Origin of the sequence: Streptomyces sp. NPDC047886 (assembly GCF_043204435.1) — a bacterium.
Taxonomy (GTDB): domain Bacteria; phylum Actinomycetota; class Actinomycetes; order Streptomycetales; family Streptomycetaceae; genus Streptomyces.
This window is the reverse complement of sequence record NZ_JBIDCF010000010.1, coordinates 96,148-117,661: the sequence shown is the minus strand read 5'-3', so window position 1 is coordinate 117,661 and position 21,514 is coordinate 96,148. Positions and strand designations below refer to the sequence as shown.

20 protein-coding genes and 1 pseudogene are annotated in these 21,514 nt (G+C 70.9%); 15 read left to right on the top strand and 6 right to left on the bottom strand.

Going from position 1 to position 21,514, the window contains the following annotated elements; genetic code table 11:
• Positions 1 to 23: 23 nt before the first annotated feature.
• On the bottom strand, positions 24 to 1,742 hold the full coding sequence (gene cdgB / locus ACGF5U_RS27335; RefSeq protein WP_392716797.1) for a diguanylate cyclase CdgB: 1,719 nt from the start codon (positions 1,740 to 1,742) through the stop codon (positions 24 to 26).
• A 436-nt stretch (positions 1,743 to 2,178) separates the two neighbouring features.
• Between cdgB and ACGF5U_RS27330 the strand changes: the two genes are divergently transcribed.
• Complete coding sequence (locus ACGF5U_RS27330) at positions 2,179 to 2,742, top strand: flavin reductase family protein (RefSeq protein WP_392716953.1); 564 nt, start codon at positions 2,179 to 2,181, stop codon at positions 2,740 to 2,742.
• A 77-nt stretch (positions 2,743 to 2,819) separates the two neighbouring features.
• Here the strand turns inward: ACGF5U_RS27330 and arfB are convergent, their stop codons facing one another.
• Positions 2,820 to 3,248 carry an alternative ribosome rescue aminoacyl-tRNA hydrolase ArfB gene (gene arfB, locus ACGF5U_RS27325; RefSeq protein ID WP_392716799.1) on the bottom strand — a complete coding sequence of 143 codons (429 nt, stop codon included), beginning with the start codon at positions 3,246 to 3,248 and terminating at the stop codon, positions 2,820 to 2,822.
• Positions 3,249 to 3,464: 216 nt separating this feature from the next.
• Here arfB and ACGF5U_RS27320 point away from each other — a divergent pair, with 216 nt between their 5' ends.
• Positions 3,465 to 4,040: a TerD family protein gene (locus ACGF5U_RS27320; RefSeq protein WP_392716801.1), complete on the top strand. Its 576-nt coding sequence runs from the start codon at positions 3,465 to 3,467 to the stop codon at positions 4,038 to 4,040.
• Positions 4,041 to 4,100: 60 nt separating this feature from the next.
• Entirely contained in the window at positions 4,101 to 4,613 is a 513-nt protein-coding gene (locus tag ACGF5U_RS27315; protein ID WP_392716803.1) for a GNAT family N-acetyltransferase, read from the top strand.
• A gap of 22 nt (positions 4,614 to 4,635) precedes the next feature.
• On the opposite strand, the gene ACGF5U_RS27310 is transcribed toward ACGF5U_RS27315, so the two are convergent.
• On the bottom strand, positions 4,636 to 6,030 hold the full coding sequence (locus ACGF5U_RS27310) for a M1 family metallopeptidase (RefSeq protein WP_392716805.1): 1,395 nt from the start codon (positions 6,028 to 6,030) through the stop codon (positions 4,636 to 4,638).
• A 22-nt stretch (positions 6,031 to 6,052) separates the two neighbouring features.
• Positions 6,053 to 6,637 (bottom strand): heme-binding protein, encoded by a 585-nt coding sequence (locus ACGF5U_RS27305; RefSeq protein WP_392716955.1) that lies wholly within the window; start codon positions 6,635 to 6,637, stop codon positions 6,053 to 6,055.
• A gap of 389 nt (positions 6,638 to 7,026) precedes the next feature.
• On the opposite strand from ACGF5U_RS27305, the gene ACGF5U_RS27300 reads away from it, so the two are divergent.
• Together ACGF5U_RS27300 and ACGF5U_RS27295 are read left to right on the top strand one after the other, a co-directional pair.
• Positions 7,027 to 8,178, top strand: coding sequence for a sensor histidine kinase (locus tag ACGF5U_RS27300; RefSeq protein WP_392716957.1), 1,152 nt, complete (start codon positions 7,027 to 7,029; stop codon positions 8,176 to 8,178).
• Positions 8,175 to 8,804, top strand: a complete 630-nt coding sequence (locus ACGF5U_RS27295) for a response regulator (RefSeq protein ID WP_392716807.1) — start codon at positions 8,175 to 8,177, stop codon at positions 8,802 to 8,804. Before ACGF5U_RS27300 ends, ACGF5U_RS27295 begins: the two co-directional genes overlap by 4 nt.
• A gap of 68 nt (positions 8,805 to 8,872) precedes the next feature.
• Here ACGF5U_RS27295 and ACGF5U_RS27290 read toward each other — a convergent pair whose 3' ends face one another.
• Positions 8,873 to 10,402 carry an FG-GAP-like repeat-containing protein gene (locus ACGF5U_RS27290; protein WP_392818924.1) on the bottom strand — a complete coding sequence of 510 codons (1,530 nt, stop codon included), beginning with the start codon at positions 10,400 to 10,402 and terminating at the stop codon, positions 8,873 to 8,875.
• Positions 10,403 to 10,633: 231 nt separating this feature from the next.
• On the opposite strand from ACGF5U_RS27290, the gene ACGF5U_RS27285 reads away from it, so the two are divergent.
• Both ACGF5U_RS27285 and ACGF5U_RS27280 read left to right on the top strand, forming a co-directional pair.
• Positions 10,634 to 11,134 (top strand): hypothetical protein, encoded by a 501-nt coding sequence (locus tag ACGF5U_RS27285; protein ID WP_392716811.1) that lies wholly within the window; start codon positions 10,634 to 10,636, stop codon positions 11,132 to 11,134.
• A gap of 113 nt (positions 11,135 to 11,247) precedes the next feature.
• Positions 11,248 to 12,246 (top strand): zinc-binding dehydrogenase, encoded by a 999-nt coding sequence (locus ACGF5U_RS27280; RefSeq protein ID WP_392716813.1) that lies wholly within the window; start codon positions 11,248 to 11,250, stop codon positions 12,244 to 12,246.
• 9 nt (positions 12,247 to 12,255) lie between these two features.
• On the opposite strand, the pseudogene ACGF5U_RS27275 reads toward ACGF5U_RS27280, so the two are convergent.
• A pseudogene (locus tag ACGF5U_RS27275) lies at positions 12,256 to 12,387 on the bottom strand (GNAT family N-acetyltransferase); the annotation flags it as partial.
• Between the two features lie 74 nt (positions 12,388 to 12,461).
• Between ACGF5U_RS27275 and ACGF5U_RS27270 the strand changes: the two are divergent.
• The 8 genes from ACGF5U_RS27270 to ACGF5U_RS27235 all read left to right on the top strand — a co-directional run bounded on the left by ACGF5U_RS27270 (position 12,462) and on the right by ACGF5U_RS27235 (position 21,384).
• Positions 12,462 to 14,096 (top strand): recombinase family protein, encoded by a 1,635-nt coding sequence (locus ACGF5U_RS27270; protein WP_392716815.1) that lies wholly within the window; start codon positions 12,462 to 12,464, stop codon positions 14,094 to 14,096.
• Positions 14,097 to 14,920: 824 nt separating this feature from the next.
• Complete coding sequence (locus ACGF5U_RS27265) at positions 14,921 to 15,805, top strand: hypothetical protein (RefSeq protein ID WP_392716817.1); 885 nt, start codon at positions 14,921 to 14,923, stop codon at positions 15,803 to 15,805.
• Positions 15,806 to 17,217: 1,412 nt separating this feature from the next.
• Positions 17,218 to 17,970, top strand: a complete 753-nt coding sequence (locus tag ACGF5U_RS27260; RefSeq protein ID WP_392716819.1) for a DUF6879 family protein — start codon at positions 17,218 to 17,220, stop codon at positions 17,968 to 17,970.
• Complete coding sequence (locus ACGF5U_RS27255; protein WP_392716821.1) at positions 17,967 to 18,809, top strand: helix-turn-helix domain-containing protein; 843 nt, start codon at positions 17,967 to 17,969, stop codon at positions 18,807 to 18,809. Before ACGF5U_RS27260 ends, ACGF5U_RS27255 begins: the two co-directional genes overlap by 4 nt.
• Before the next feature lie 215 nt (positions 18,810 to 19,024).
• A complete protein-coding gene (locus ACGF5U_RS27250; RefSeq protein ID WP_392716823.1) occupies positions 19,025 to 19,153 on the top strand; it encodes a hypothetical protein in 129 nt (42 codons plus the stop codon).
• 23 nt (positions 19,154 to 19,176) lie between these two features.
• A complete protein-coding gene (locus tag ACGF5U_RS27245) occupies positions 19,177 to 19,392 on the top strand; it encodes a hypothetical protein (protein ID WP_392716825.1) in 216 nt (71 codons plus the stop codon).
• A 670-nt stretch (positions 19,393 to 20,062) separates the two neighbouring features.
• The gene (locus tag ACGF5U_RS27240; protein ID WP_392716827.1) at positions 20,063 to 20,194 is read left to right on the top strand and encodes a hypothetical protein; all 132 of its coding nucleotides are present in this window, start codon (positions 20,063 to 20,065) and stop codon (positions 20,192 to 20,194) included.
• Positions 20,195 to 20,199: 5 nt separating this feature from the next.
• Complete coding sequence (locus tag ACGF5U_RS27235; protein WP_392716829.1) at positions 20,200 to 21,384, top strand: methyltransferase domain-containing protein; 1,185 nt, start codon at positions 20,200 to 20,202, stop codon at positions 21,382 to 21,384.
• Positions 21,385 to 21,514 lie beyond the last annotated feature (130 nt).

Genomic DNA, 21,514 nt, shown 5'->3' with positions numbered 1-21,514 from the left:
CCGGCGAGCCTACCCCGAACGGGCTACCCCGCCCGGCGGTGAACCTTGGCGCGGGACCGCTTCTCGATGTACATCCGCTGGTCAGCGGAGTTCAGTACCTCTTCGACGGACATTCCGCACTCCGCCCATCCGATACCGAAACTCGCTCCCACGCGCACCGCGCGCCCGTCGACGCGGATCGGCGGGATGATTCCGTTACGCAGCCGGACGGCGAGATCGGCGGCGTCGGCCGCGCCCAGCCCGTCCGCGAGGACGACGAACTCGTCACCGCCGAGCCGGGCGACCGTGTCCCCGTCGCGCACCCCCGCGGTGAGCCGGCGGGCCACCTCGATGAGGACGGCGTCACCGGTGTGGTGCCCGAACCGGTCGTTGATCGACTTGAAGCCGTCCAGGTCGCAGAAGAGGACGGCGAGCCCCTTCGTCCCGTCGTCGACATCGCTGTCGCCGCTGGGCGCGACGGTGTGCACATGGTGGTCGTACGGGCCGGCGGCGGTCGGGTCGAAGTCGAACGCGTCACCCCGGTAGCCGTGCTCGTACCCGTTGTCGTAACCACTGTCGTAGCCGTTGTCGTACCGGTCGCGGTGGCCGTTGTCGTACGTGTTCTCGTAGGTGCTGCCGTACGGCTCGGGGTCCTGCCCCGCCGTCGCCCGCACCGCGCCGGGGCGCGAGCACAGCCGGGCGCTGAGGCGGGAGCGCAGCTCGGCGCTGTTGGGCAGCCCCGTCAGCGCGTCGTGCGAGGCGCGGTGGGCGAGCTGGAGCTCATGCCGCTTGCGCTCCTCGATGTCCTCGACATGGGTGAGCAGGAACCTCGGGCCGTCGGCCGTGTCGGCGACGACGGAGTTCCGCAGGGACACCCATACGTACGTGCCGTCCCGGCGGGCGAGTCTCAGTTCGGCGCGGCCGCCCTCGGCGGAGGTCCGCAGCAGGGTCCCGACGTCCTCGGGGTGGACCAGGTCCGCGAACGAGTAGCGGCGCATCACGGCGGCGGGGCGGCCGAGGAGCCGGCACAGAGCGTCGTTCGCCCGGAGCAGCCGCCCGTGCTGGTCGCCGCCCATCTCGGCGATGGCCATACCGGACGGGGCGTACTCGAACGCCTGGCGGAACGACTCCTCGCTGGCCCGCAGCGCCTGCTGCTCGCGTTCGAGGCGGACGAGCGCCCGCTGCATGTTTGCGCGGAGCCGGGCGTTGCTGATCGCAATCGCCGACTGGGAGGCGTACATCTGGAGCGCCTCCTGCCCCCAGGGGCCGGGTCGGCGGCCGTTGCGGGGCCGGTCGACGGAGATGACGCCGAGGAGCTCGCGGTTGGGCCCCGAGGTGTACATGGGCGCGTAGAGCCGGTCCCTGGGGTGCCACTCGTCCTCGAAGCGCGGCTCGGGGCCCTCGGTGTGCCACTGCGGCACGTCGTCCTCTATCAGGACCCAGCCCTCGGTGTGGGGTATGAACCGCAGGTCGCCCCACGCCTCGCCCATGTGGAGGCGGCGTTCCCAGGAGACCCGGGAGCCGACCCTGCCGGTGATCAGGGCTTCCGCGGCGGAGCTGCCCGCGAACGCGGCGACGACCAGGTCACCGTCGGGGCGCACGAGGTTCACGCAGGCCAGCTCGTAGCCGAGACCGTTGATGACGCCGTCGGCGACGGTCTGCAGCGTGTCGGCCAGGCTGCGGGCCGTGTTCAGGGTGGCGACGACCTGATGCAGCTGCCGCAGGGTCGCAAGACGGACGTACGGCTCCGACTCGGTCTCCATGTGCTCGCTCTCCCCGAGACCTCGACAGCAACTCCAGGGTTCTCATAGACGCTCGTATTGCACTGTCACGGCCACTGAATCACAGCGAGCTGTGCACCCGGTACACAGGGTCAACAATTACCGCGCTCTGTGACTCAAGTCACAAGCGGTGATGGCGGGGGGATGTCCGGGCCATGGCCTTCCCCGGAACTTACTGAACGCAAATTCGACGGGAGGACGGCGGTGCGTACCCGCGGTACGTACGCGCACGCCTCCGGAGATGTACGGGAGCACGCGCCGGACCCGCGGGAACGGCCGTCCCCGTCGCCGCCTCCTCAGCCGCCCGGTCGCCGCCCGGTCGCCGCCCCGTCGCCGCCCCCGTCGCTGGTCCTAGGACCGGGCTGGTCCCCTGGCCCGATGCGGCCCGGCGAGGTGCGCGGCTAGCGTTCCCGGCGTGCTGCCAACAACCCGGTCCACCGCGTCCGCCGCCGGTCTCCCGCATGCTGAGGGGGTGAGCAACGACGAGTTCCGTGCCGCCATGGCCCGGCTGGCCGCCGGGGTGGTGCTGGTCACGGCGCACGAACCGCCGCTCAGCGCGGACGGCCCGCGCGGCGAGGACGCCGGCATGACCGCGACGGCGTTCGTGTCCGTGTCGCTGGAGCCGCCGTTGGTGATGGTCAGTCTCCGCAACGGCTCCCGCATGGACGACCTCCTGGCGGAACAGCCGCTGTGGGCCGTCTCGCTGCTCTCCGAGCGCCAGCGGCACATCGCGGGGCGGTTCGCCATGAAGGGCCGCGTCAGCGACCGGCTGCTCTTCGCCGACCTCCCGTACACGCGCGGCGAGGTCAGCGGCGCGCCGCTGCTGGACGGGGCGCTCTCGGTCCTGGAGTGCCGTACGGAGCAGCGGGTCGAGGCGGGCGACCACACGCTGGTCGTCGGACGGGTGCTGACAGCCGGTTTCCCGAGCGGCGAGGAGAACCCGCTGCTGTACTTCCGAGGGCGCTACCGCGTCCTGGGCTGAGGCTGGGCAGAGGCTGGGGCCGAGGCCGGGCGGAGCGAAGGGGCGGAGGGGCGGAGGGGCGGAGGGGCGGAGGAGTGTCAGCCCCAGTCGCGGTCGGACCGCAGGCGCTTCTTCTCGCCGCGCTGCTTCTTCTCCCGCAGCCGGCGCTCGTTGATGCCGCGCGGGATCTTGGTGGCGCGCCTCGGCTTGGGCGGCGGCGCCGTCGCCTCGGCGAGCAGCGAAGCGAGCCGTACGGCCGCGGTCTCCCGGTTGCGCCACTGCGAGCGGTGCTCGGAGGCGCGGACGGTGACCACACCGTCCGTCAGCCGGCCGGCGAGCCGCTGGAGGGCGCGGTCCTTCCACACCGGCGGCAGGGCTTCCGTGCGCGCCAGGTCGAAGCGCAGCTCCACCTGCGAGTCGCTGGTGTTGACGTGCTGTCCGCCCGGCCCGGACGATCGCGAGAAACGCCACATGAGCTCGGACTCCGGGAGGACGACCGAACCGCGGATGACATGAGGACCGGACATGCGTTCCATGTTCCCCGTACGCGGCCGGTCACGTCACCCTCTTTTACGGGCCGGAGGGTCCACAATCTTGTCCGGACTCCGGTCCACACTCTTGTCCGGACTCCGGTCCACACTCTTGTCGGGGCCTGGAACCAGCTCGGCCCCTGCCGCGTTAAGTGCTGTGACGCTGTGACATCCGCATGAGACATGAGACATGAACGAGGAAAGGGACTTCCCATGGCTGTAAGCCTGTCCAAGGGCGGCAACGTCTCGCTGACCAAGGAGGCACCGGGCCTGACCGCCGTCACGGTGGGCCTCGGCTGGGACGTCCGTACGACCACGGGCACCGACTTCGACCTCGACGCCTCGGCGATCGGTGTCGACCAGTCGGGCAAGGTGGCCTCCGAGGCGCACTTCGTCTTCTTCAACAACAAGGCGACGCCGGACCAGACCATCGTGCACACCGGTGACAACCGCACCGGCGAGGGCGGCGGCGACGACGAGCAGATCAACGTCAACCTCGCGGGCCTCCCGGCCAACGTCGACAAGATCGTCTTCCCGGTCTCCATCTACGACGCGGTGAACCGCTCGCAGAACTTCGGCCAGGTCCGCAACGCCTACATCCGCATCGTCAACCAGGCGGGCGGCGCCGAGATCGCGCGCTACGACCTGAGCGAGGACGCCGCCACCGAGACCGCCATGGTCTTCGGCGAGCTCTACCGCAACGGCGCCGAGTGGAAGTTCCGCGCGGTCGGCCAGGGCTACGCCTCCGGCCTCGAGGGCATCGCCCGCGACTTCGGCGTGAACGTCTGATCCGACCGGCATGGAGTGGCCCCGGCGGCGATCGACCCGCCGGGGCCCTACTGTGGCCGCATGATCGTGGAACCGCTGGAGCTCGGCGAGGAGGCTGCCCTACCGGGGCCGCTCCTCACCGAACTCACCGAGTTGTACGCGTCGAACCAGGAGTTCCAGCAGCTCAGCGGGGAATTCCCGGATCCGGACGACATCCGGCCCGAGCAGGTCGCCGCCTCGCTCGCCGACGAGCTGGCGCGGCCCGACGCGGAAGTGCTGCTGGCCCGTTCGGCCGGCCGGGTGATCGGCATCTCGGTGACCCTGGGGCACCACCCCGACCCGGACGACCAGGACCCGTGGATCGGGCTGCTGATGGTGCACGCGCGAGACCACCGGATGGGGTTCGGGCGGGAGCTGGCCGAGATCGTGGAGAAGCGGTTCCGGGAACGCGGCCGTACCGGGGTGAAGCTCGCCGTGCTGGACAACAACCGCAAGGCGATCGCCTTCTGGCGGACGCTCGGCTACCGGGAGTTCGACCGCCGCAGGGACCTGCGGCTGGGCCGGGACTGCCTGGTCATGCGCAAGGCCCTCTGAGCTCGGCGCGCGGGCAGGCGGCTCACGGCGTGTCGGGCCTGTCCGTCCCGTACAGCCAGACGTCCCACAGCTCCGTCAGGTCCTCGCCGGTCTCCTCCTCCACGAACCTGGTGAAGTCCCGCGTGGAGGCGTTGCCGTGCCGGTACTTCGCCGGCCAGCCGCGGAGCAGGCCGAAGAACGCGTCGTCACCGACGGCCAGGCGGATCCGGTGCAGCACCATCGCGCCCCGGTAGTACACGGGGTCGCCCGAGATGTCCTCGGCGGACGGCGGCTCGGCGGGCGGGAACGCCCAGTTCGCGTCGTCCTCGAACGCCTCGTCGAAGCTGTCCTGCGCGGGCGTGTCCTCGAAGTCCTCGGCGTACAGCCACTCCGCGTACTGCGCGAAACCCTCGTTGAGCCACATGTCCCGCCATGACTCGGGCGTGACGGAGTCGCCGTACCACTGGTGGGCCAGCTCGTGCACGAGGATCGACGGCGTGAACGTGTGCCGTGGGAAGACCGGCCTGGTCTGGGTCTCCAGCGCGTATCCGGCGTCCTCGTCACGCTCGACGATCGCACCGGCGGACGAGAAGGGGTACGGGCCGAAGTTCTCCTCGCCCCAGGCCAGGAGCTCCGGCAGCCGGGCGAGGAGCGCCGCGCTGTCCTCGGTGACCGTGCGGTCGGTGGCGGTCAGGACGCGCACGCCGGACGGGGTGCGGGAGGTCCGTATGTCGTACGCGCCGACGGCGAGCGTCGCCAGGTAGCTCGCCATCGGCTCGGCGGACCGCCACACGAACGTCGTACGGCCGTCGGCGTCGGTGCGCCGCTCCCGCAACTCGCCGTTGGACACCGCCTGGAGGCCCTTCGGGACAGTGACGGTGACCGCGTACGTCGCCTTGTCCGACGGGTGGTGGTTGCCGGGGAACCAGGCCATGGAACCGGTCGGTTCGCCCAGCGCCACCGCCCCGTCGGCGGTCTTCAGCCAGCCCTCGTCCGAGCCGTCCGGGTCGGTGATGGTGCGCGGCTCGCCGGAGTAGCGGACGACGGTACGGAAGGTGTCGCCGTCGCCGATGTCCTCACGGGGCCGGAGGGTCAGCTCGTGCCCCGCCCTGCGGACGGAGGCGGGGGCGCCGTCGACGGTCGCGGCGCGCACGGTCAGTCCTGCCAGGTCCAGGTTGAAGGCGCTCAGGTCCTGGGTGGCGCGGGCGGTGATCGTGGCGGTGCCGTCGAGCCGCCCGCTCGCCGGGTCGTAGGCGAGGGTCAGGTCGTAGTGGCCGACGTCGTAGCCGCCGTTGCCGAGCCTCGGGAAGTACGGATCGCGCAGCCCGGCCGCGCCCGGCGTGCCCGTCACCCCGCCGCCCGTGCAGCCGCCGCTGGTGGCGGCGAGCAGCAGGGCGGCGGTCACCGCGGTCGCCTTCGCCGAGAGATGAGACCTCACCCGGTGATCGTAGGCGGGGTGCTCAGCGGCCGAGGGCGGCGACCCCGGCCTGTGCGTACTTCTCGTCCAGATCGCCACCGGGGGCGCCGGCCACGCCGATGCCCGCGATCGGCGCGCCCTGCGCGGTGACCGGGGCACCGCCCGCGAGGAAGAGGGTGCCGGGGATGTCCTTCAGGTTCGGCGCGTTCTGGAGGCGCTTGGCGAGCTCGGAGGTCGGCGCGTTCCAGGAGACCGCGGTGAACGCCTTGCGGACGGCGGACTCGTACGACTGCGGGCCCGCGCCGTCACCGCGCAGGGTGACGACGGTGGAGCCGTTCCGGTCCACGACGGCGACGGTGACGCGCTGCCCCTCCTTCTCCGCCGCGTCCAGCGCCGCCCGCGCGGCCCGGGTGGCGGCGTCGACGGTGAGGTGCGTGGTCTGACGGAGGTGGCGGTCGGCGGTCACGGCGCTCTGCGGCGCGGCGGCGGGGGCCGCGGCGGGCGCGGCGGGCGCGGCGGGGGCGGCGCTCGCGGAGACCGCGCCGAAGGTCCCCGCGCCGAGGACGGCGGCGACGGCGGCACCGGTCAGGACACGGGCGGGCAGCGACAGCTTCTTGGCGTTCTTCAGGGTCTTCACGGATGGCTCCCAGGTCTGGGTCGGGGTCGGGGTCGGGGACGGTGCCGGGAACGGTGCCGGGGTCGGGGACGGTGCCGGGGTCGGGAACGTGGGTCGGGGACGGGCGCCGTTTCGCCCCGCACTGCGATGATCCGGCGCTGACCTGCGGTTTCGCGTCGCCGATCGGGTCGACCTGCGGGTCAGCCGATCGGTTGATGCCGCATGACCCCGGCGGGCGGAGGATGGGAAGGGTGTGGACAGGCGAAGAGACCGGCGACCAGAACGCGCGCGACGACCGAGACCCGCACAGCGACCAGGACCCGCGCGGCGACCAGGACCCGCGCGGCGACCGGGGCGCGGACGCCGACGCGGACCCCGACGCGCGGTGGCTGGCGCGCGTGATGCACGCGGCGTTCTTCCTGCTGCTCGGCGCCTCGCTCGTACGGTTCCTGCTGCGGCATCCGTGGGCGGACCGGGGGCTGTCGATCGTCGCCCTGTCGGCCGCGCTGGCGGCGCTGTACGTGCTCGGCCCGCGCGCGGCCCGGCACCGGCTGGGCTGGCTGATCACCGTGGTCGCCGTGTGGATGGTGCTGGTGGTGCTCGCGCCGAGCTTCGCGTGGTGCGCCGTGCCGCTGTTCTACACCGGCCTGCGGACCCTGCGGCCGCGCGCCGCGCTCGTCCTGGTCGCGCTGCTCACCGCGTTCGTCGTGGCCGCCCAGCTGAAGCTGGCCGACGGCGGTGTCGACCCGAACCTGCTGGTCGCCCCGCCCGCCGTGGCCGCCATCGCGACGGCGGTGTTCGTGCACGCGCAGCGGCAGGCCGAGCGCCAGCGCGCACTCATCGACGACCTGCTGCGCACCCGCAGGGAACTCGCCGCCACCGAACGCCGCGAGGGCACCCTCGCCGAACGGCAGCGGCTGTCCATGGAGATCCACGACACGCTCGCCCAGGGCCTGTCCAGCCAGCGCATGCTGCTCCAGGCGGCCGACCGCACCTGGGACGGCGACCCGGCGACCGCCCGCCGCCACGTCCGTACGGCCGCGTCCATCGCCGAGCGCAATCTCGCCGAGGCCCGACGGTTCGTCCACGACCTGGCGCCCGCCGACCTCGCCGAGGGCGGCGGTCTCGAGGAGGCGCTGGGCGCCCTCGCCGCCCGCGAGTCCACGGCCGGGCTCGCGGTCCGGTTCCATGTCGACGGGACGGCGCCCGCGCCGCTGCCCAGCAGGGTGCAGTCGGCGCTGCTGCGGATCGCGCAGGGCGCGCTGGCCAACGTACGGGAACACGCGGGTGCCGACACCGCCGGGCTGACCCTGACGCACCTGGACGACCAGGTGGTGCTGGACGTCGCCGACGACGGGCGGGGCTTCGACCCGCGTGCGGTACCGCGCGGCGGGCGGGGCGGCGGGCGGGGCAGGGGACACGGCCTGCCCGCGATGCGGGCCCGTACGCACCAGCTCGGCGGCACCCTGACCGTCGAGTCGGCGCCCGGCGAGGGCACGGTCCTGTCCGCGGCGATCCCCCTGGACACCCCGCGAACGGAGAACCCGCGATGACCACCGACGCGGTACGCCTCCTCGTGTGCGACGACCACGCCGTCGTACGCGCCGGACTGCTGGCGCTGCTCGGCAGCGAACCCGACATCGAGGTCGTCGGCGAGGCCGGCAGCGGGGAGGAGGCCGTCGCGATGACCGCCGCGCTCCGCCCCGACGTCGTCCTGATGGACCTTCAGCTCGGGCCGGGCATCGACGGTGCGGAGGCGACCCGCCTGATCGCCTCCGCCGGGGTGCGCGTACTGGTGCTGACGACGTACGACACGGACGCCGACATCACCCGTGCGATCGCGGCCGGCGCGACCGGGTACCTGCTCAAGGCGGAACGGCCCGATGAGCTGTTCGCCGCGATCCACGCGGCGGCGCAGGGCCGTACCGCCCTGTCCGCCCCGGTCGCGAGCCGTGTCATGGACCGCATGCGCGGCGCCGCCGGCCCGACGCTCACGGACCGGGAGCGGGACATCCTGGGCCAGCTGGCCCGGGGGCTGGGCAACCGGGAGATCGCCCGCGCGCTGTTCATCAGCGAGGCGACGGTCAAGACCCACCTGGGGCGGATCTACGCCAAGCTGGGCGTCGACACACGCGCGGGCGCCGTGGCGCTGGCGAAGGAGCAGCGCCTGCTCCCGTGACCAGTAACCAGTAACCAGTGACCAGTGACCAGTGACCAGTGATCACGTCACGGGTCACGGGTCACGGGTCAGGTGAGGGCGACGTACCGCTTCCAGTTCGTGGCGATCAGCTTGGCCGCGACGAGGCCGCCCCGGTTGTTCACGTTGTACAGATAGGTGGCGCCGGTGGACTTGCGGGCGATGACGTCCTGCCGCCCGTCGTTGTCGAAGTCGCCGGACGCGACGACGGCGTTGAAGCCGCCCCAGCCCGCGCCCATCTTCGTACGGGTCAGGAAGCCGCCCCGGCCGTTGCCCCGGTACAGCCACAGGTCACCGGCCCGGTCCCGGGCCAGCAGGTCGGGCTTGCCATCGCCGGAGAGGTCGCCGCGCCCGGTGATGGCGGTGAACCCGCCCCAGCCGGTACCGATCTTCACGCGCGTGCCGACCCCGCCGGACGCGGTGCCGGGGTGCATCCACACGTAACCGGAGCTGTCCCGGCCGATGATGTCCGGCCGCCCGTCCCCCGACCAGTCGCGGACCGCGAACAGCTTGTTGTAGCGGTTCCAGCCGGTACCGAGGCTGACCTTGGTCGCGAAATCCTCCAGTGCGGTGACGGGGTAGCGGTACAGCGTGCCGCCGATCGAGCGGGCCAGCACGTCGGCGTAGCCGTTCCCGTCGAAATCGCCTCCCTGGAAGGCCAGGTTGACATCGTGCAGGATGAACTGGCCGGTCTGATTGACCGGGTCCCGGGTGTACGCCCGGTTGGTCAGGAAGTCGTACAACGGGTAGTCCGGCTCCAGGCCGAGCACCGAACCAGGCGAGGTGTAGTCGAAGTCGACGTCCCTGGCCCACCCCTCCAGCAGGCCCCGGTACGACGGCACGGCCGTGTAGAGCCGCAGCCCGTTGCGCACACAGCCGTTGGCCGGGGTCGCGGAGAAGGCGATCAGCTTGCCGTTGGAGACCAGCGCGCCGCCCGAGTCGCCGACGCACTGCCGCCGCGGGTCCGGCAAGGCGGTCCCGGGCGCCGGTCCGGAGCAGATCATCCCGTACGGCAGGCTGCTCATCCCGAACTCGGCCGCGCACGCGGCACCACTGCGCACGACGACCTGCTCGCGGTGGCGGACGCGCTGCGACTCCGCGTCGCCTACTGCGGCCCACGAGTAGAACGTGGCCGCCGACCCCGTCCGGTACAGCACGGTGTCGGCGGACCCGGCGAGCACCGGCTTGCCCCTCGCCCTGAGGTTCCCCAGCTCGTTCTCGACGCCGATGGCCGCATGGCGGGTGGTGGCGTTGTACTGCGGGTGGGTGCGGTAGATCGGCCCGCCGCCGCCCCCCTGCATGTACCCGGTGGAGAGGTCATAGCCCCAGGTGATGTCCCCCTGCGACCGGCCGGTGAAACAGTCCGGGGCGGTCAGCACGCGGGTCGCCGACAAGGCGATCGCGGTGCAGGACCTGCCGGCGCCGCCGGCGTCGTCCGCGTGGTGCACCGGCACGAGCCAGGAGGGTACGGACGGCTCGGCGGCCGCCGCAGGCCGCGCCGTCCCCATCAGCCCGCCCAGCAGCGCCCCGACGAGCGCGGTACCCGTGACCGCACGGGCGAACATCGACGTACGACTCATCAGCGGTTGGCCCCCAAGCCTCGGCATCGCGAACAGGGTCTGCCGGCCTCCGGGCCCCGCCCCCAGCCGTACCAGCTGTCCGCACAAGTGTGCGGAGCATAACAACGCGGGCGGGGCCGGCTGCCACCGCGTTCCGGCTGCGGCCGCCGCCTCGGGCCCTGCGGGCATCGCCGGACTCCGGCGGCCGCCGCCGCGTCGTTCCGGCCGGCTCGGCCGTGACACCATCGACCCGTGCTCGATATCGGCTACTCCCTCTCCCGCCGCTTCCCCGATCCGCCGCAGACCGACTACCGCCACGCGGATGTCCACGCCCTGCGCCACGATCTGTTCTGCGGTGACGTCTACCTCGCGGACACCGAGGCCGACCGGGAGGTTTCCACAGCCTGGGGATGGGTGCCGGTGCTCGACTTCGCGTGGGCGCTGTGCGACATCGTGGAGCGGCTCGACCGCGACCCGCGCGGCAGCAGGTCGGCGCAGCCGCAGTACGCGGAGCTGGACTTCACCGAGTCGACCGACCGGATGCTGTTCGAGCGCCGCTTCGGCTGGGTGGACGTCGAGGCCGACTGGATGCCCGGCGACGAGCCGCCGCTCACGTTCGGGCACGCCGTGCTGCGCCGTGAGGCCCGGGACTTCCTGCACGACCTGATCGCCGACCTGGTCGACATGCACGAGGGCCTGGCCGACAACCCGGTGATCTGGGACCTCCAGTCCCGCTTCCCGCGCGTGCCCTGACCGACAGCGCCCGCAACCGGCTTGACCTCAAGCTTGGTTGAGGTCGAAGGCTGTCTCGTACACGCCACCGCGGGCGCCGCGCGCACCGCGGACGAGACAGGAGTGAGCCGACCATGCACGCCATCCGCCTCCACGCCTTCGGCCCGGCCGAGAACCTCATGTACGAGCGGACCGACGACCCGGTTCCCGCACCCGGCCAGGTACGGATCGCCGTCACCGCTGCCGGGGTGCACCTCCTCGACACGGCCCTGCGCGAAGGCATGCGGGGCCCGTACCCCAGCCCCGCCGCACTCCCCACCGTCCCCGGCCGGGAAGTCGCCGGCACCGTCGACGCGCTCGGCGAAGGCACCGACCCCGGCTGGCTCGGCAAGCGGGTCGTCGCCCACCTCGGCATGGCCCCCGGCGGCTACGCCGAGCTCGCCGCGGTCGACGCGGCCCGGCTCCACGAGGTCCCGGCGAACCTGGACGACGCCGAGGCCGTCGCCATGATCGGCACCGGCCGCACCACGCTGGGCATCCTCCAGTTCACCGACCTGGGGCCGTCGAGCGTCGCGATCGTCCCGGCCGCCGCAGGCGGCATCGGCACCCTCCTCGTCCAGTACGGCAAGAACGCCGGCGCCACCGTCATCGGCCTCGCCGGAGGCCCCGCGAAGGTCGCGCGCGTCGCACGCGAAGGCGCCGACCTCGCCGTCGACTACACGCTCCCCGACTGGCCCGACCGGGTCCGGGCGTACCTCGGCGACCGGCGGGCCACCGTCGTCTTCGACTCCGTCGGCGGCGACACCGGCCGCGCGGCCGTCGACCTGCTCGGCAAGGGCGGACAGCACGTCGTCTTCGGCTGGTCGGGCCAGGGCCTCCACGACGGCGAACCGCTCACCTTCACCGACGAGGAACTCGCCCGACGCGGCATCACCTCCGAGTCCGTACTCGGCCCGGTCATGCTCGCGAAGGCCGGCGGGGACATCCGCACCCTGGAGACCCGCGCCCTCGCCGAGGCCGCCTCCGGCCGGCTCCGCCCCGCCGTCCAGCGCTTCCCGCTCGCCGAAGCGGCGGCCGCGCACCGCGCCCTGGAGACCAGGGGCACGATGGGCAAGGTGATCCTCATCCCCTGACGGGGCCCCCTACGCCTGGCCGTCACCCAGCTCCGCCAGCGCCTCGTCGGTCAGCCGGTACACCGTCCACTCGTCCTGCGGCCGCGCGCCCAGCGACTTGTAGAAGTTGATCGACGGGGTGTTCCAGTCCAGTACTCTCCACCGCTCATTCCGTGCCCTGTCACGGTCCCCAGTGGACGGAGGCAAAGTCCCGGACCTGAACAGTGGTGGGTGGCATGTCTAAGAGTGTCGCTTGTGCAGTCGCAGTGCTCTACCTGCGGCTTTCGCACGAGTCGTTCGCGTCCGATTCCCTGGAGGGCCAGGAGGCGGACTGCATCCGTCGGGCCCAGGAGCTGGCTGGGCCGGACGTGAAGATCGTGATCTTCCGGGAGGTCGTCTCCGCCTCCAAGGCCAAGGTACGGCGGCGCGAGTTCGACGCCATGGCCGAGTACGTCAAGGAGCACCGCCCTGCATTCCTGATCGCATGGAAGTGGGACCGGGTGTCCCGCCAGGGCATCCGGCAGCTTGCCGGCGTCCGGTTCGTGTCCCTGAAGGACAACCTGGACTCGGCGAACCCGGGCTGGGTCACCCTTGCGTCGTTCCTGGCTGAACAGGCCAAGGAGGAGGCCAAGAACATCCAACTCCGGGTGGCTGCCCGCCAGCTCCGCGACCGCCACAAGGGGCGGTGGGTGAAGGAGCGGCCGTTCGGGTTCCTCGTGAACGAGGACCGCCAACTGGAGCCGCACCCCATGGAGGCCGCGATCGTCCGGGGCATGGTGAAGGAGTTTCTGGCCGGGGGAACACGTCGGGGCATCGCGGCGCGACTCACCAAGGACAAGGTGCCCACGCTCCGCCACATGAAGCGTGCGGAGCTGTTGGCCAGGCTCCGAGAGGCTGGCCGCCACGACGAAGCCGCTCACATCGAGGCGACTCCCATCCGTTCCCGCGATTCCTGGGGCCTCACCACGGTCCGGCACATCCTCACGAACCCGACCTTGGCCGGGTTGATGGTCCACGACGGAAAGATCGCGGAGAACGCGGACGGCGAGCCCATACGCGTAGGCGAGGGTTTGATCACCGAGGTGGAGCACCGGCGAATTCTTGCTCGGATCAACACCAGGAAGGGCACGGTGAAGAAGCCGGGCAAGCGCACGGGCAAGGGCGGCTCCCCGGGCCGCCCCGTCACGTTCCTCCTGGCCGGTTTCCTCCGGTGCGGTGAACGTGGCGCAGCAATGACGGGCAACCGTCGCAAGCCCCCGCGCCGTTCCTTCTACCGGTGCATCGCCAAGTCCCACGGGCACCCGTGCGGCGCTTCCTCTGTCGTCGTCCAGAACGTGGAGCGGCTGGTGGCGGACCGCGTCCTGACCCGCCTGGCGGCCATGGAGCCCGATGACCCCATGCTGAAGGCGGTAGAACGTCGCTGGCTGACGACGTACGCGCCGGAGTACGACGCGGAGCGAGGCAAAGTCGAGACCAAGGCACAGACGCTCCGGGCTCGCCTGGAGGCGCTGGAAGAGGCGCGGTGGGAACGCGGCGAGTTCGATGACGCCGAGGGTCCAGCGCGGTACGACCGGCTGCGTTCCCGGATCGCGGAACAACTCGCAGCCGTCGAGAGCGCACTGTCCAAGCTCCCGGAACCCGTCATCGACCTGTCCATGTTGCTGGACCCGGAGGAGGCAGCGGAGGCCCTTTCCGAGGGCGACGGTAACGCCCTGGAGGCACGCCGGAACGTGCTGGGTCTGGTGTTGCAACGTACGTACATCGTCCAGGCGGAGGGTGTAACAGACCTGGACGTGCGCTGTGTCTGGGCAGGTGAGGAAGACACCTACGTCCCGGTGAGCGAGCGCACCGAAGTGGCGACCTCAGCCTAGATAGATGGGCCTCGGGCCCGCCTTTCCTACTCGGAAGGGCGGGCCCTCTCGCGTGCCTGATCGCTTGCCATCGTGGGGCGGCCAATCCACAGAGGAGGGTCGGCCCCGCTAAGGGTCCAGCCCTCTTTCGCGTTCTGTGACTGTCACGGGACCCGTGAGTGACCGAACCGGGTTCCAGGGGCAAGAAAAGTGCCCTACGCCTGTTCTTCTCTATAAGCGTTCATGGAAAAGAAGGGCCCCAGGGCACTATTCTTGCCCCAGGGCGTGCGGGTCCAACGTCTGGCGGAGCGACCGGTCCCAGCGCATGTCACGGCCCCCAGTTAATGGCTTGGTAGGCGGACCGCAGGCCGCCTGCGCGCTTGGCCCCCGTCCATGGGTGGTGCCTCCCTGGGTTCTGCGGCCCGAGTGAGCGCGCCCCCGTGACGGGACCTTCTTGCTTGTGCATCGCGCCCCAGACGGCTCTTTGACCTGTCCCGGTGTGCAAGCCACGGCGGTGCACCAACACATGCGGGCGGCCGTGAGCCGCCCGTACTCCCAATGGGTCGCCAGCTCCACGGGAGGGCCCCGGCCGGGCGCTTCCTAGCGTTCGGCCGGGCCTACTGGCGACCGTACGGGCACTGGGCAGGATGCCATTCAAGGACGACTGACTCCCGGCGGTGGGCCGGGTGCCACATGGCGAACCACTCCCCCACAGACAGGGCCCCCGTTCGGCTCCGTCGCTCCCAGGCTGCACCCCTGGTCGAGCGCGGGCCGGCGGGGGCCCTTTCGCGTTACGGCCACCACCCCGGCGGCCACCTGGCGAACCTCAATCGGGAGTACCAGACATGAACACCACCCCATGGCATGACAGCCGGGACGAACTGGGCACCCAGGCGTCCAGGCTGCGCGACCGGCTGAACGGCTACCGACGGGACGTGGGACACCTCCCGGAGCATCCGGAGCGGGTGCATGACGCGTGGGCCAAGTTCCTGGAAGCCAGCGATACGGCGACAGACGCCCTGGACGCGTGGAACCGTATCGAGGCGGAGGCCCAGCAGGCTGAGCGGAGCCGTGTGGCCGAACATCGCGCCCACCTCCGTGGCGACGGCCCCAAGCCCAAGCCTTACAAGCCACAGGATGCGGCGGCACGGCGCGCGGACGAACTCCTCCGGTGTTCAGCCCTGGTCGACCTGGCTCTGGAGGCTATGGGCACGTACTCCCAACTCCTGGAGGACCGCACGGTCATGGAGGAGGCCCGGGCCGCCCTCGTCGCCAAGTTCGACGGCCTTCAGGCCCAGGCTCGGGAGGCCATGGCATCGGCAGAGGCCGCGTTCTCGGACTGGGGGACCACCAGTGACCACTTGGGACAGATCACTGCGGCCCTGGGTCTGGGTGGCGGACCTACGGGTGTGGTACCCCGAATCGACAATGAGCGGTTCCGCTGGTTCTCGGAGGCCCAGGACGCGTGGCCGGTCTTGAACAGGGTCCTGGGGACTAATGACCCGGTGGCGTCGGGCCGATGGGCCACGATGACCGTGGAGGAGCTGACGGCCACCCCGCCCGTGTGGCAGCGAGAGCGCCTGGCCCGCAACCACCCCGGGAGCCAGGACCGTCGAGACCTCCGGCGCATCGAACTGAGGGAGCGCGCGGCGGGCCGCCTGGTGTCCGCCCTGGAGGTGCCGGCCGACATGACGGCGGCGGAGGCCAGGGACCTCCTGCCTGCGGCCTGAGAGCCCGCCTGAGGGCCTGGCGACAGTGCCAGCCCCCCTTTCCTGTTCCCGGCCCTGGCGGGCCGGGAACGCCCCGGAGGAACGCGTGAGCTTTGCAACCTCACTCGTAGGCCAGACCAGCCGGGAGGACGCCACGGGCCGGGTAACCCTGGCCGTGACCAACCACATGGCTGAGAGGTGGCCCCCACACCGGCTCGCCGATGAGGTAGCAAGTTGACCCCGGCGGTGGGCTTGAGCCTGGCCGCACGTGGACGGCAGACGCGCGGTACCGGGCGGGCCACATGGAGAACCCATTCCGTGCGAAGGTCGCTTCAGACCTGGTCACCAACCACCGTTGACGAGTCGTATGAAGGCTCTACAGGCGTCAGTTCGGCCTTCTCCACAGGGCTCCCTGACCGGCCCTGCCCAAGGGTGATGGGCTTTTGGGGGCCCACCCTCTGGGCACTACTACCCCCCGGTCACAACCTCATAGATCTGGTCCGCCAGGTCCACAAGGTTCTTGGCGGCCTGAGGCGCCGGCGATGGGTTCCGAAGCATTCCAGTGCTGGGATCCCGGGCCGGGTAGTCACTGCGGAGGCATTCCGACGCCGCATTGAGACAAGCGAAATACAGCTCCCGCAAATCGGGGGTATCCTTCACCGATTCCCACTTCGACATGGTGACCTCCTGAATCTGCCGCACTCACAGCCAGTGTCTCCGTACCCCGCCGGGGTCGCATGTTGTCCTGTCTCCGGAGAGATGTAGCCATGGCCTGGCACGGCAGCGATCGGCGGGCCAGGCTCCCCTCGAACTGGCGGACCCTGCGGGCCCAGGTCCTGAAGCGGGACGGCTACCTGTGTGTGGCGATCCTGCGGGACACGGGGCCCGGCGCACGGCCATGGCCACGGACGTGTACCACATCGTCCCGGGCGACGACCACGACCTGACCAACCTTCAGTCCCTGTGTAGCTGGCACCACGCACGCAAGAGTGCGGCGGAAGGGGCGGCGGCCCGGGGGCCCAGGGTCTCCAGGCGACGGCCGACGGCTCCGCATCCTGGAGAGCTGGCATAACGCTGGGTGAGCACTCCGCAGCTGCCCCGTGCGTCCCTTGTGTCCGTTTAGACCCGGGGTGTACCCCCTTCCGGAGCGGCTGGGACATCGAAGAGTGATAGCGGCTCGGTCTCTGTACGGGTTCCAGGGTCCGCCAGGGCATTCTGCTGCTACTCCGCATGACCGCTGACATGCGAGAACTCCATTTCAGCCGAACTGGTGAAGGGACCGTAACGGGGGTTTCGGGACCACCGCCCGGCGCCGAAGAAGGACGCCAGGCCGTGATTCGCGAATATTCGAGAATCACGGCGGACAGAACGGCACTGGTGGCTCCATCCTGGGCACGGCCCGACCGGGTCATCTGGGCGAGAGGGGAACGACGTTGGCAAGGCGACTTCGCTTCATCGGCACCAACTCCGGCAACGACGGCTGTCCGACGCTCTACGAAGACCAGGACACGGGGGAGGTCTTGGTCCAGGGAGACGCTGTGACCGACCCCGAAGACGTGGCTCAGCTCCGCAACGTAAAGCCCGGCGAGGGGTTCGTGTTGGTGCCCCGTGTGCTCCTGGCCGACTTCGCCCCGAGGGATGTGGACCGGGTGCCGACGATGATCAGCTTCGAAGAGTTCGGCGGGATGTTCCGCACCTTCGAGCACACCGCCTGGCGGCTGGAGACCCGCCGCCGGTACGCGTCGGACGAGGAGACGGAGACGTACATCCGGTTCGCCCGGGGCGAGGATGCCGGATGGGACCTGAATGACCCGTGGTGCGCGTCCCGGCGCGAACAGTCCGCCCTCGGCAAGCGGTTCGAGCGCGTACGCATCGTGGACAACCCGCCGACCCTCGGACAGCGGTACCTCCTGGACAACGCCCGGCGCAACAGCGCCGTGGGAGAGGACATCCGCAACCTGTGGAGGAGCGACGCCGAAGGGCTGAAGCTCCCCGACGAGGACTTCTGGCTGTTCGACTCGCGCGTCATCGCACGGCTTCACTTCGACGAGGGCGACGACATGACCGGCGTCGAACTCGTCACGGACCCCGTGGAGGTCCTGCGCGCCTGCCAGGCCCGCGACGCTGCTTGGCATCACGCCATCCCGTCCGACCAGTTCGCGGGACAGGTACCTTCCACCGAGTGAGTACCGACTTCCAACAGGCCCGGGTGGCCCTCGGCGCGCGGCTCCGTGAGCTGCGCGCCGCTCGGGGCTATACAGGGCGTGAACTGGCGTCGGTGCTGCATTGGCCCCAGTCCAAGGTCAGCAAACTGGAGACCGGGCGCCAGACGGCCACGACCGACGATCTCCAGGCATGGGCACAGGCCACCGGGCACCCGGACTCCGCCGATGAACTGATCACCCGGCTACGGACCCTGGAGTCCCGATCACGCTCCTGGCGGCGCCAGCTCGCCGCCGGGCACAAGCCCGTCCAAGACACTCTCAGTGCCGAGTACGAGCGGTCCAGAACACTCCGGGCCTGGCAGGGCTCCATGGTCGTCGGGATGCTTCAGACACCCGACTACGCCCGCCACGTGTTCTCCCAGCACGTCGACCTCCACCAGTCCGTCCGGGACGTGGAGGAAGCTGTACGGGCACGCGTGCGACGCCAGGAGATGCTGTACGAGCCGGGGAAGAGCTTCCACATCGTCATGTGGGAGGCCGCCCTTCACGCCCTGGTCTGCCCACCGCTGGTGCTGGCCGCCCAACTCGACCGGCTCATGGGCGTTCTCGGTCTCGACACCGTCACCCTGGGGATCGTTCCCCTCGGCGCCCCTCTCAGGCTTCCGCCGGCCAATGCGTTCTGGCTGTACGACGACCGCTTGGCCATCGCCGAGGACTGGCACGCGGAACTCTGGCTGGACGATGCCCCGACCGTCGGGGTGTACCAGCGGGTCTGGCAGACCCTCGCCGACTCCGCTGTCTACGGGCCCGACGCCCACCGCGTGATCACCCGCGCACGCCGGGCCCTCGACCTCACCTGAGAATCACCCCGAAGACGCCCCGGCATCGCTCGAATCAAGGCGAATCAGCGCTGCCCCATTGGACTCTGCACTCCTACCGTCCCCATGGACCGAGGCATTCGGAGCGCTGGAGGGGACGGTGAGGCATGACCGAGGAGTGGAGATCGACCGTCAGTCGGTACGCAGTGGACGCGAAAGGGACGCTGGGTCGGGTGGACCGACGGTACGAGGGAAGCGTGTACCTGCGTCCGCCGGGAGGCGGCCGGGAATGGGCGGTCCCGCCGGAGGAGCTGCGGGGGCCGACCCCGAAGGAGTTGGACCAGGTCCGCGTCTTCACCACTCCGGTGTTGGCGGTGGAGTCGTGACGGTCCGGATGGTTCTCCGGTTCGTGACGCACCGGATCAAACGTCACCCCGACTCCGAGGCCACGGCGTCGGCCAGATGCCTGCACGGCGAGTGCGACTGGGAGGCCAAGCCCAGCACCAAGGTGAACGAGGTGGACGACCAGTGCATGGAGCACACCGGCCTGCTCAGGGACCACACGATGTTCGCTCGGACCTTTGAGGACGTGGCCCTGGTGGAGCGGCTGGAGGGCACGGCGTGAGGTGGCTCCCGGCCCTGGCGGTCACCGTCGCCAGCGCCGTGAGTGTCGTGGCCCTGGCCGTGGCGGTCTCCACGCGGTGACCTGGTCGCGGCTCGGGTGGTCCACCGCCGCCTTCATCGTCTGGGCGGCCGTCGCGTTCTTCCTGACCGCCCACTGTCGGTTTCAGGGAAATCATCGAAGTGGCCGCCCTCCATGCCCACTACGGCCACCCCAGCGCCCCTCTGCGGACGCCGTTCTACCCCTAGGCTCCCCGCCGCCGACACGGCGGGGCCGTGTAGTCCTGCGAGCGACTAGCCGCCCGATCCGGATCGGGCGGTGACAAACTCCCCCGCGCGGAGATGTCCACACAGGCGCCCCCGGGCCTCCACAACGGTGCCGTCGGCGCCCTCCAACGCCGACGGTGGGGGACTGCACAACACGAGCCCAGTCATCGGACTTCCATCCCGTTGGCCGTGGCCGGGCCCGCTCACGAACTCCGCTTCCTCGGTCAGGCCCCTTTCTGCGGGGACCGTCCCGAGCCGGGGAAGCGGGCCAGCCCCCTCCGCACGGGAACCGCCGGAGGGAACATCCGCCCCAGGGTGGGACGGCCCCACCCGGGTCGGCCCGGGGCGGGCACATCCCGAGCCGACGAGGCTCGGGCAGGGCATTTCGTATCAGAGAGGAGCCCAACATGGGTTGGGGAACGGGTAAGGGTGGCAGCGGTGGCAACGGCCAGCACGCCGGGGGGAAGGACCCGGGCACGTCCAAGCCGTCGTCGGACACGGCCAAGCCGAAAGACCCGCCGAAGCACAAGAAGGACTAGCACCGGTGACGACACCCGACCTGTCGGCGTCTGAGCAGATCGCCATGCGCGATCTGCTCGGCGCGGTGAACACCGCACTGGAGGCGCCGTTGGCTCCCGAATGGGAGCGAGCGGCCTGGGCGGTACCCCGCCACCACTTTCTCCCGGAGCGCATCTATCTGGGGGAGGACCTGACGCCCTGCAACCGCACCAAGGCACCCGAGACGTGGCTACGGGCCGCGTACGCGGCCGACTCCGTGGTGACCCAGGTCAACGACGGCCACGACCCCGGCGACGGGGAGCGGTGGGCGTCGTCGTCCGCGTCGGACCCGTCCATCGTGTTCCGGATGCTCGACATGTTGGACGTGGCCGACGGTCACCACGTCCTGGAGATCGGCACGGGGACCGGCTGGAACGCGGGTCTCCTGGCCCATCGTCTGGGGTCGGAGAACGTCACCACGGTGGAGGTGGACCCGGTGCTGGCGACGGACGCGGAGACGCGTCTGCGGAAGCTGGGCCTGGAGCCGGAGGTCATCTCCGGGGACGGCGCCCGGGGCCACTCCTCGGCCGGGCCGTACGACCGGGTGGAGGCCACCTGTTCCGTGCGGTCCGTCCCCCGGGCCTGGGTGGAACAGACCCGGCCGGGCGGGGTCATCCTCACACCGTGGGAGGCGCCCTGGCTGTGCTACGGCCTGTTGCGCCTGAAGGTGGGCGTACAAGGCGACGCGTCCGGACGGTTCTCTCCCCACTCCGCGTTCATGCTCATGCGGAACCAGCGCACGGACCTGCGGATCTACCGGGACGTGGTGCGCGACGACCCCCAACCGGACGAGTCGCGGACCAAGTTGTCCCCGTGGACCGTCACGGGCGATGACCTTGCGGCCCAGTTCGCCATGGGCCTCCAGCTCCGTGACGTGTGGTGGACCTGGCACGACAACCCCGACGTGGACGGGGTGGACGCCAGGCTGTGGGTCGCGACGACCGACGCCACGTCCTGGGCGGCCATCGACTGGGACGGGAAGTCGGACGACCAGTTCACCGTGTGGCAGTACGGCCCCCGGCGTCTCTGGAACGAGGTGGAGGCGGCCCACGCCTGGTGGACCCACGCCGGCCAACCCGGACCCGAACGGTTCGGACTGAGCACCGCCCCCGGTACCCGTGAGTGGGTCTGGCTGGACACGCCGGACCGGCCGCTCCCGAACACCGGCTGACCACCTCATGACCGGCCCCGGTCGTCCGCTTCCCCCGTGGCGGATGGCCGGGCCCTTCCCTAGTACCACCTTGCCCGTCCTGGTTGCCCCAGGCGGGCGTCCGTCGGTGCATAGTGCGACCCCGTGAGCC

Excerpts from the sequence above, each read along its gene's own strand:
- ACGF5U_RS27320 (WP_392716801.1), top strand. The coding sequence starts at position 3,465 with ATGGCTGTAAGCCTGTCCAAGGGCGGCAACGTCTCGCTGACCAAGGAG.
- arfB (WP_392716799.1), bottom strand. The coding sequence starts at position 3,248 with ATGTCCGGTCCTCATGTCATCCGCGGTTCGGTCGTCCTCCCGGAGTCC.
- ACGF5U_RS27290 (WP_392818924.1), bottom strand. The coding sequence starts at position 10,402 with ATGAGTCGTACGTCGATGTTCGCCCGTGCGGTCACGGGTACCGCGCTC.
- ACGF5U_RS27265 (WP_392716817.1), top strand. The coding sequence starts at position 14,921 with ATGAACACCACCCCATGGCATGACAGCCGGGACGAACTGGGCACCCAG.
- ACGF5U_RS27270 (WP_392716815.1), top strand. The coding sequence starts at position 12,462 with ATGTCTAAGAGTGTCGCTTGTGCAGTCGCAGTGCTCTACCTGCGGCTT.
- cdgB (WP_392716797.1), bottom strand. The coding sequence starts at position 1,742 with ATGGAGACCGAGTCGGAGCCGTACGTCCGTCTTGCGACCCTGCGGCAG.
- ACGF5U_RS27300 (WP_392716957.1), top strand. The coding sequence starts at position 7,027 with ATGCACGCGGCGTTCTTCCTGCTGCTCGGCGCCTCGCTCGTACGGTTC.
- ACGF5U_RS27280 (WP_392716813.1), top strand. The coding sequence starts at position 11,248 with ATGCACGCCATCCGCCTCCACGCCTTCGGCCCGGCCGAGAACCTCATG.
- ACGF5U_RS27315 (WP_392716803.1), top strand. The coding sequence starts at position 4,101 with ATGATCGTGGAACCGCTGGAGCTCGGCGAGGAGGCTGCCCTACCGGGG.
- ACGF5U_RS27240 (WP_392716827.1), top strand. The coding sequence starts at position 20,063 with ATGGGTTGGGGAACGGGTAAGGGTGGCAGCGGTGGCAACGGCCAGCAC.
- ACGF5U_RS27295 (WP_392716807.1), top strand. The coding sequence starts at position 8,175 with ATGACCACCGACGCGGTACGCCTCCTCGTGTGCGACGACCACGCCGTC.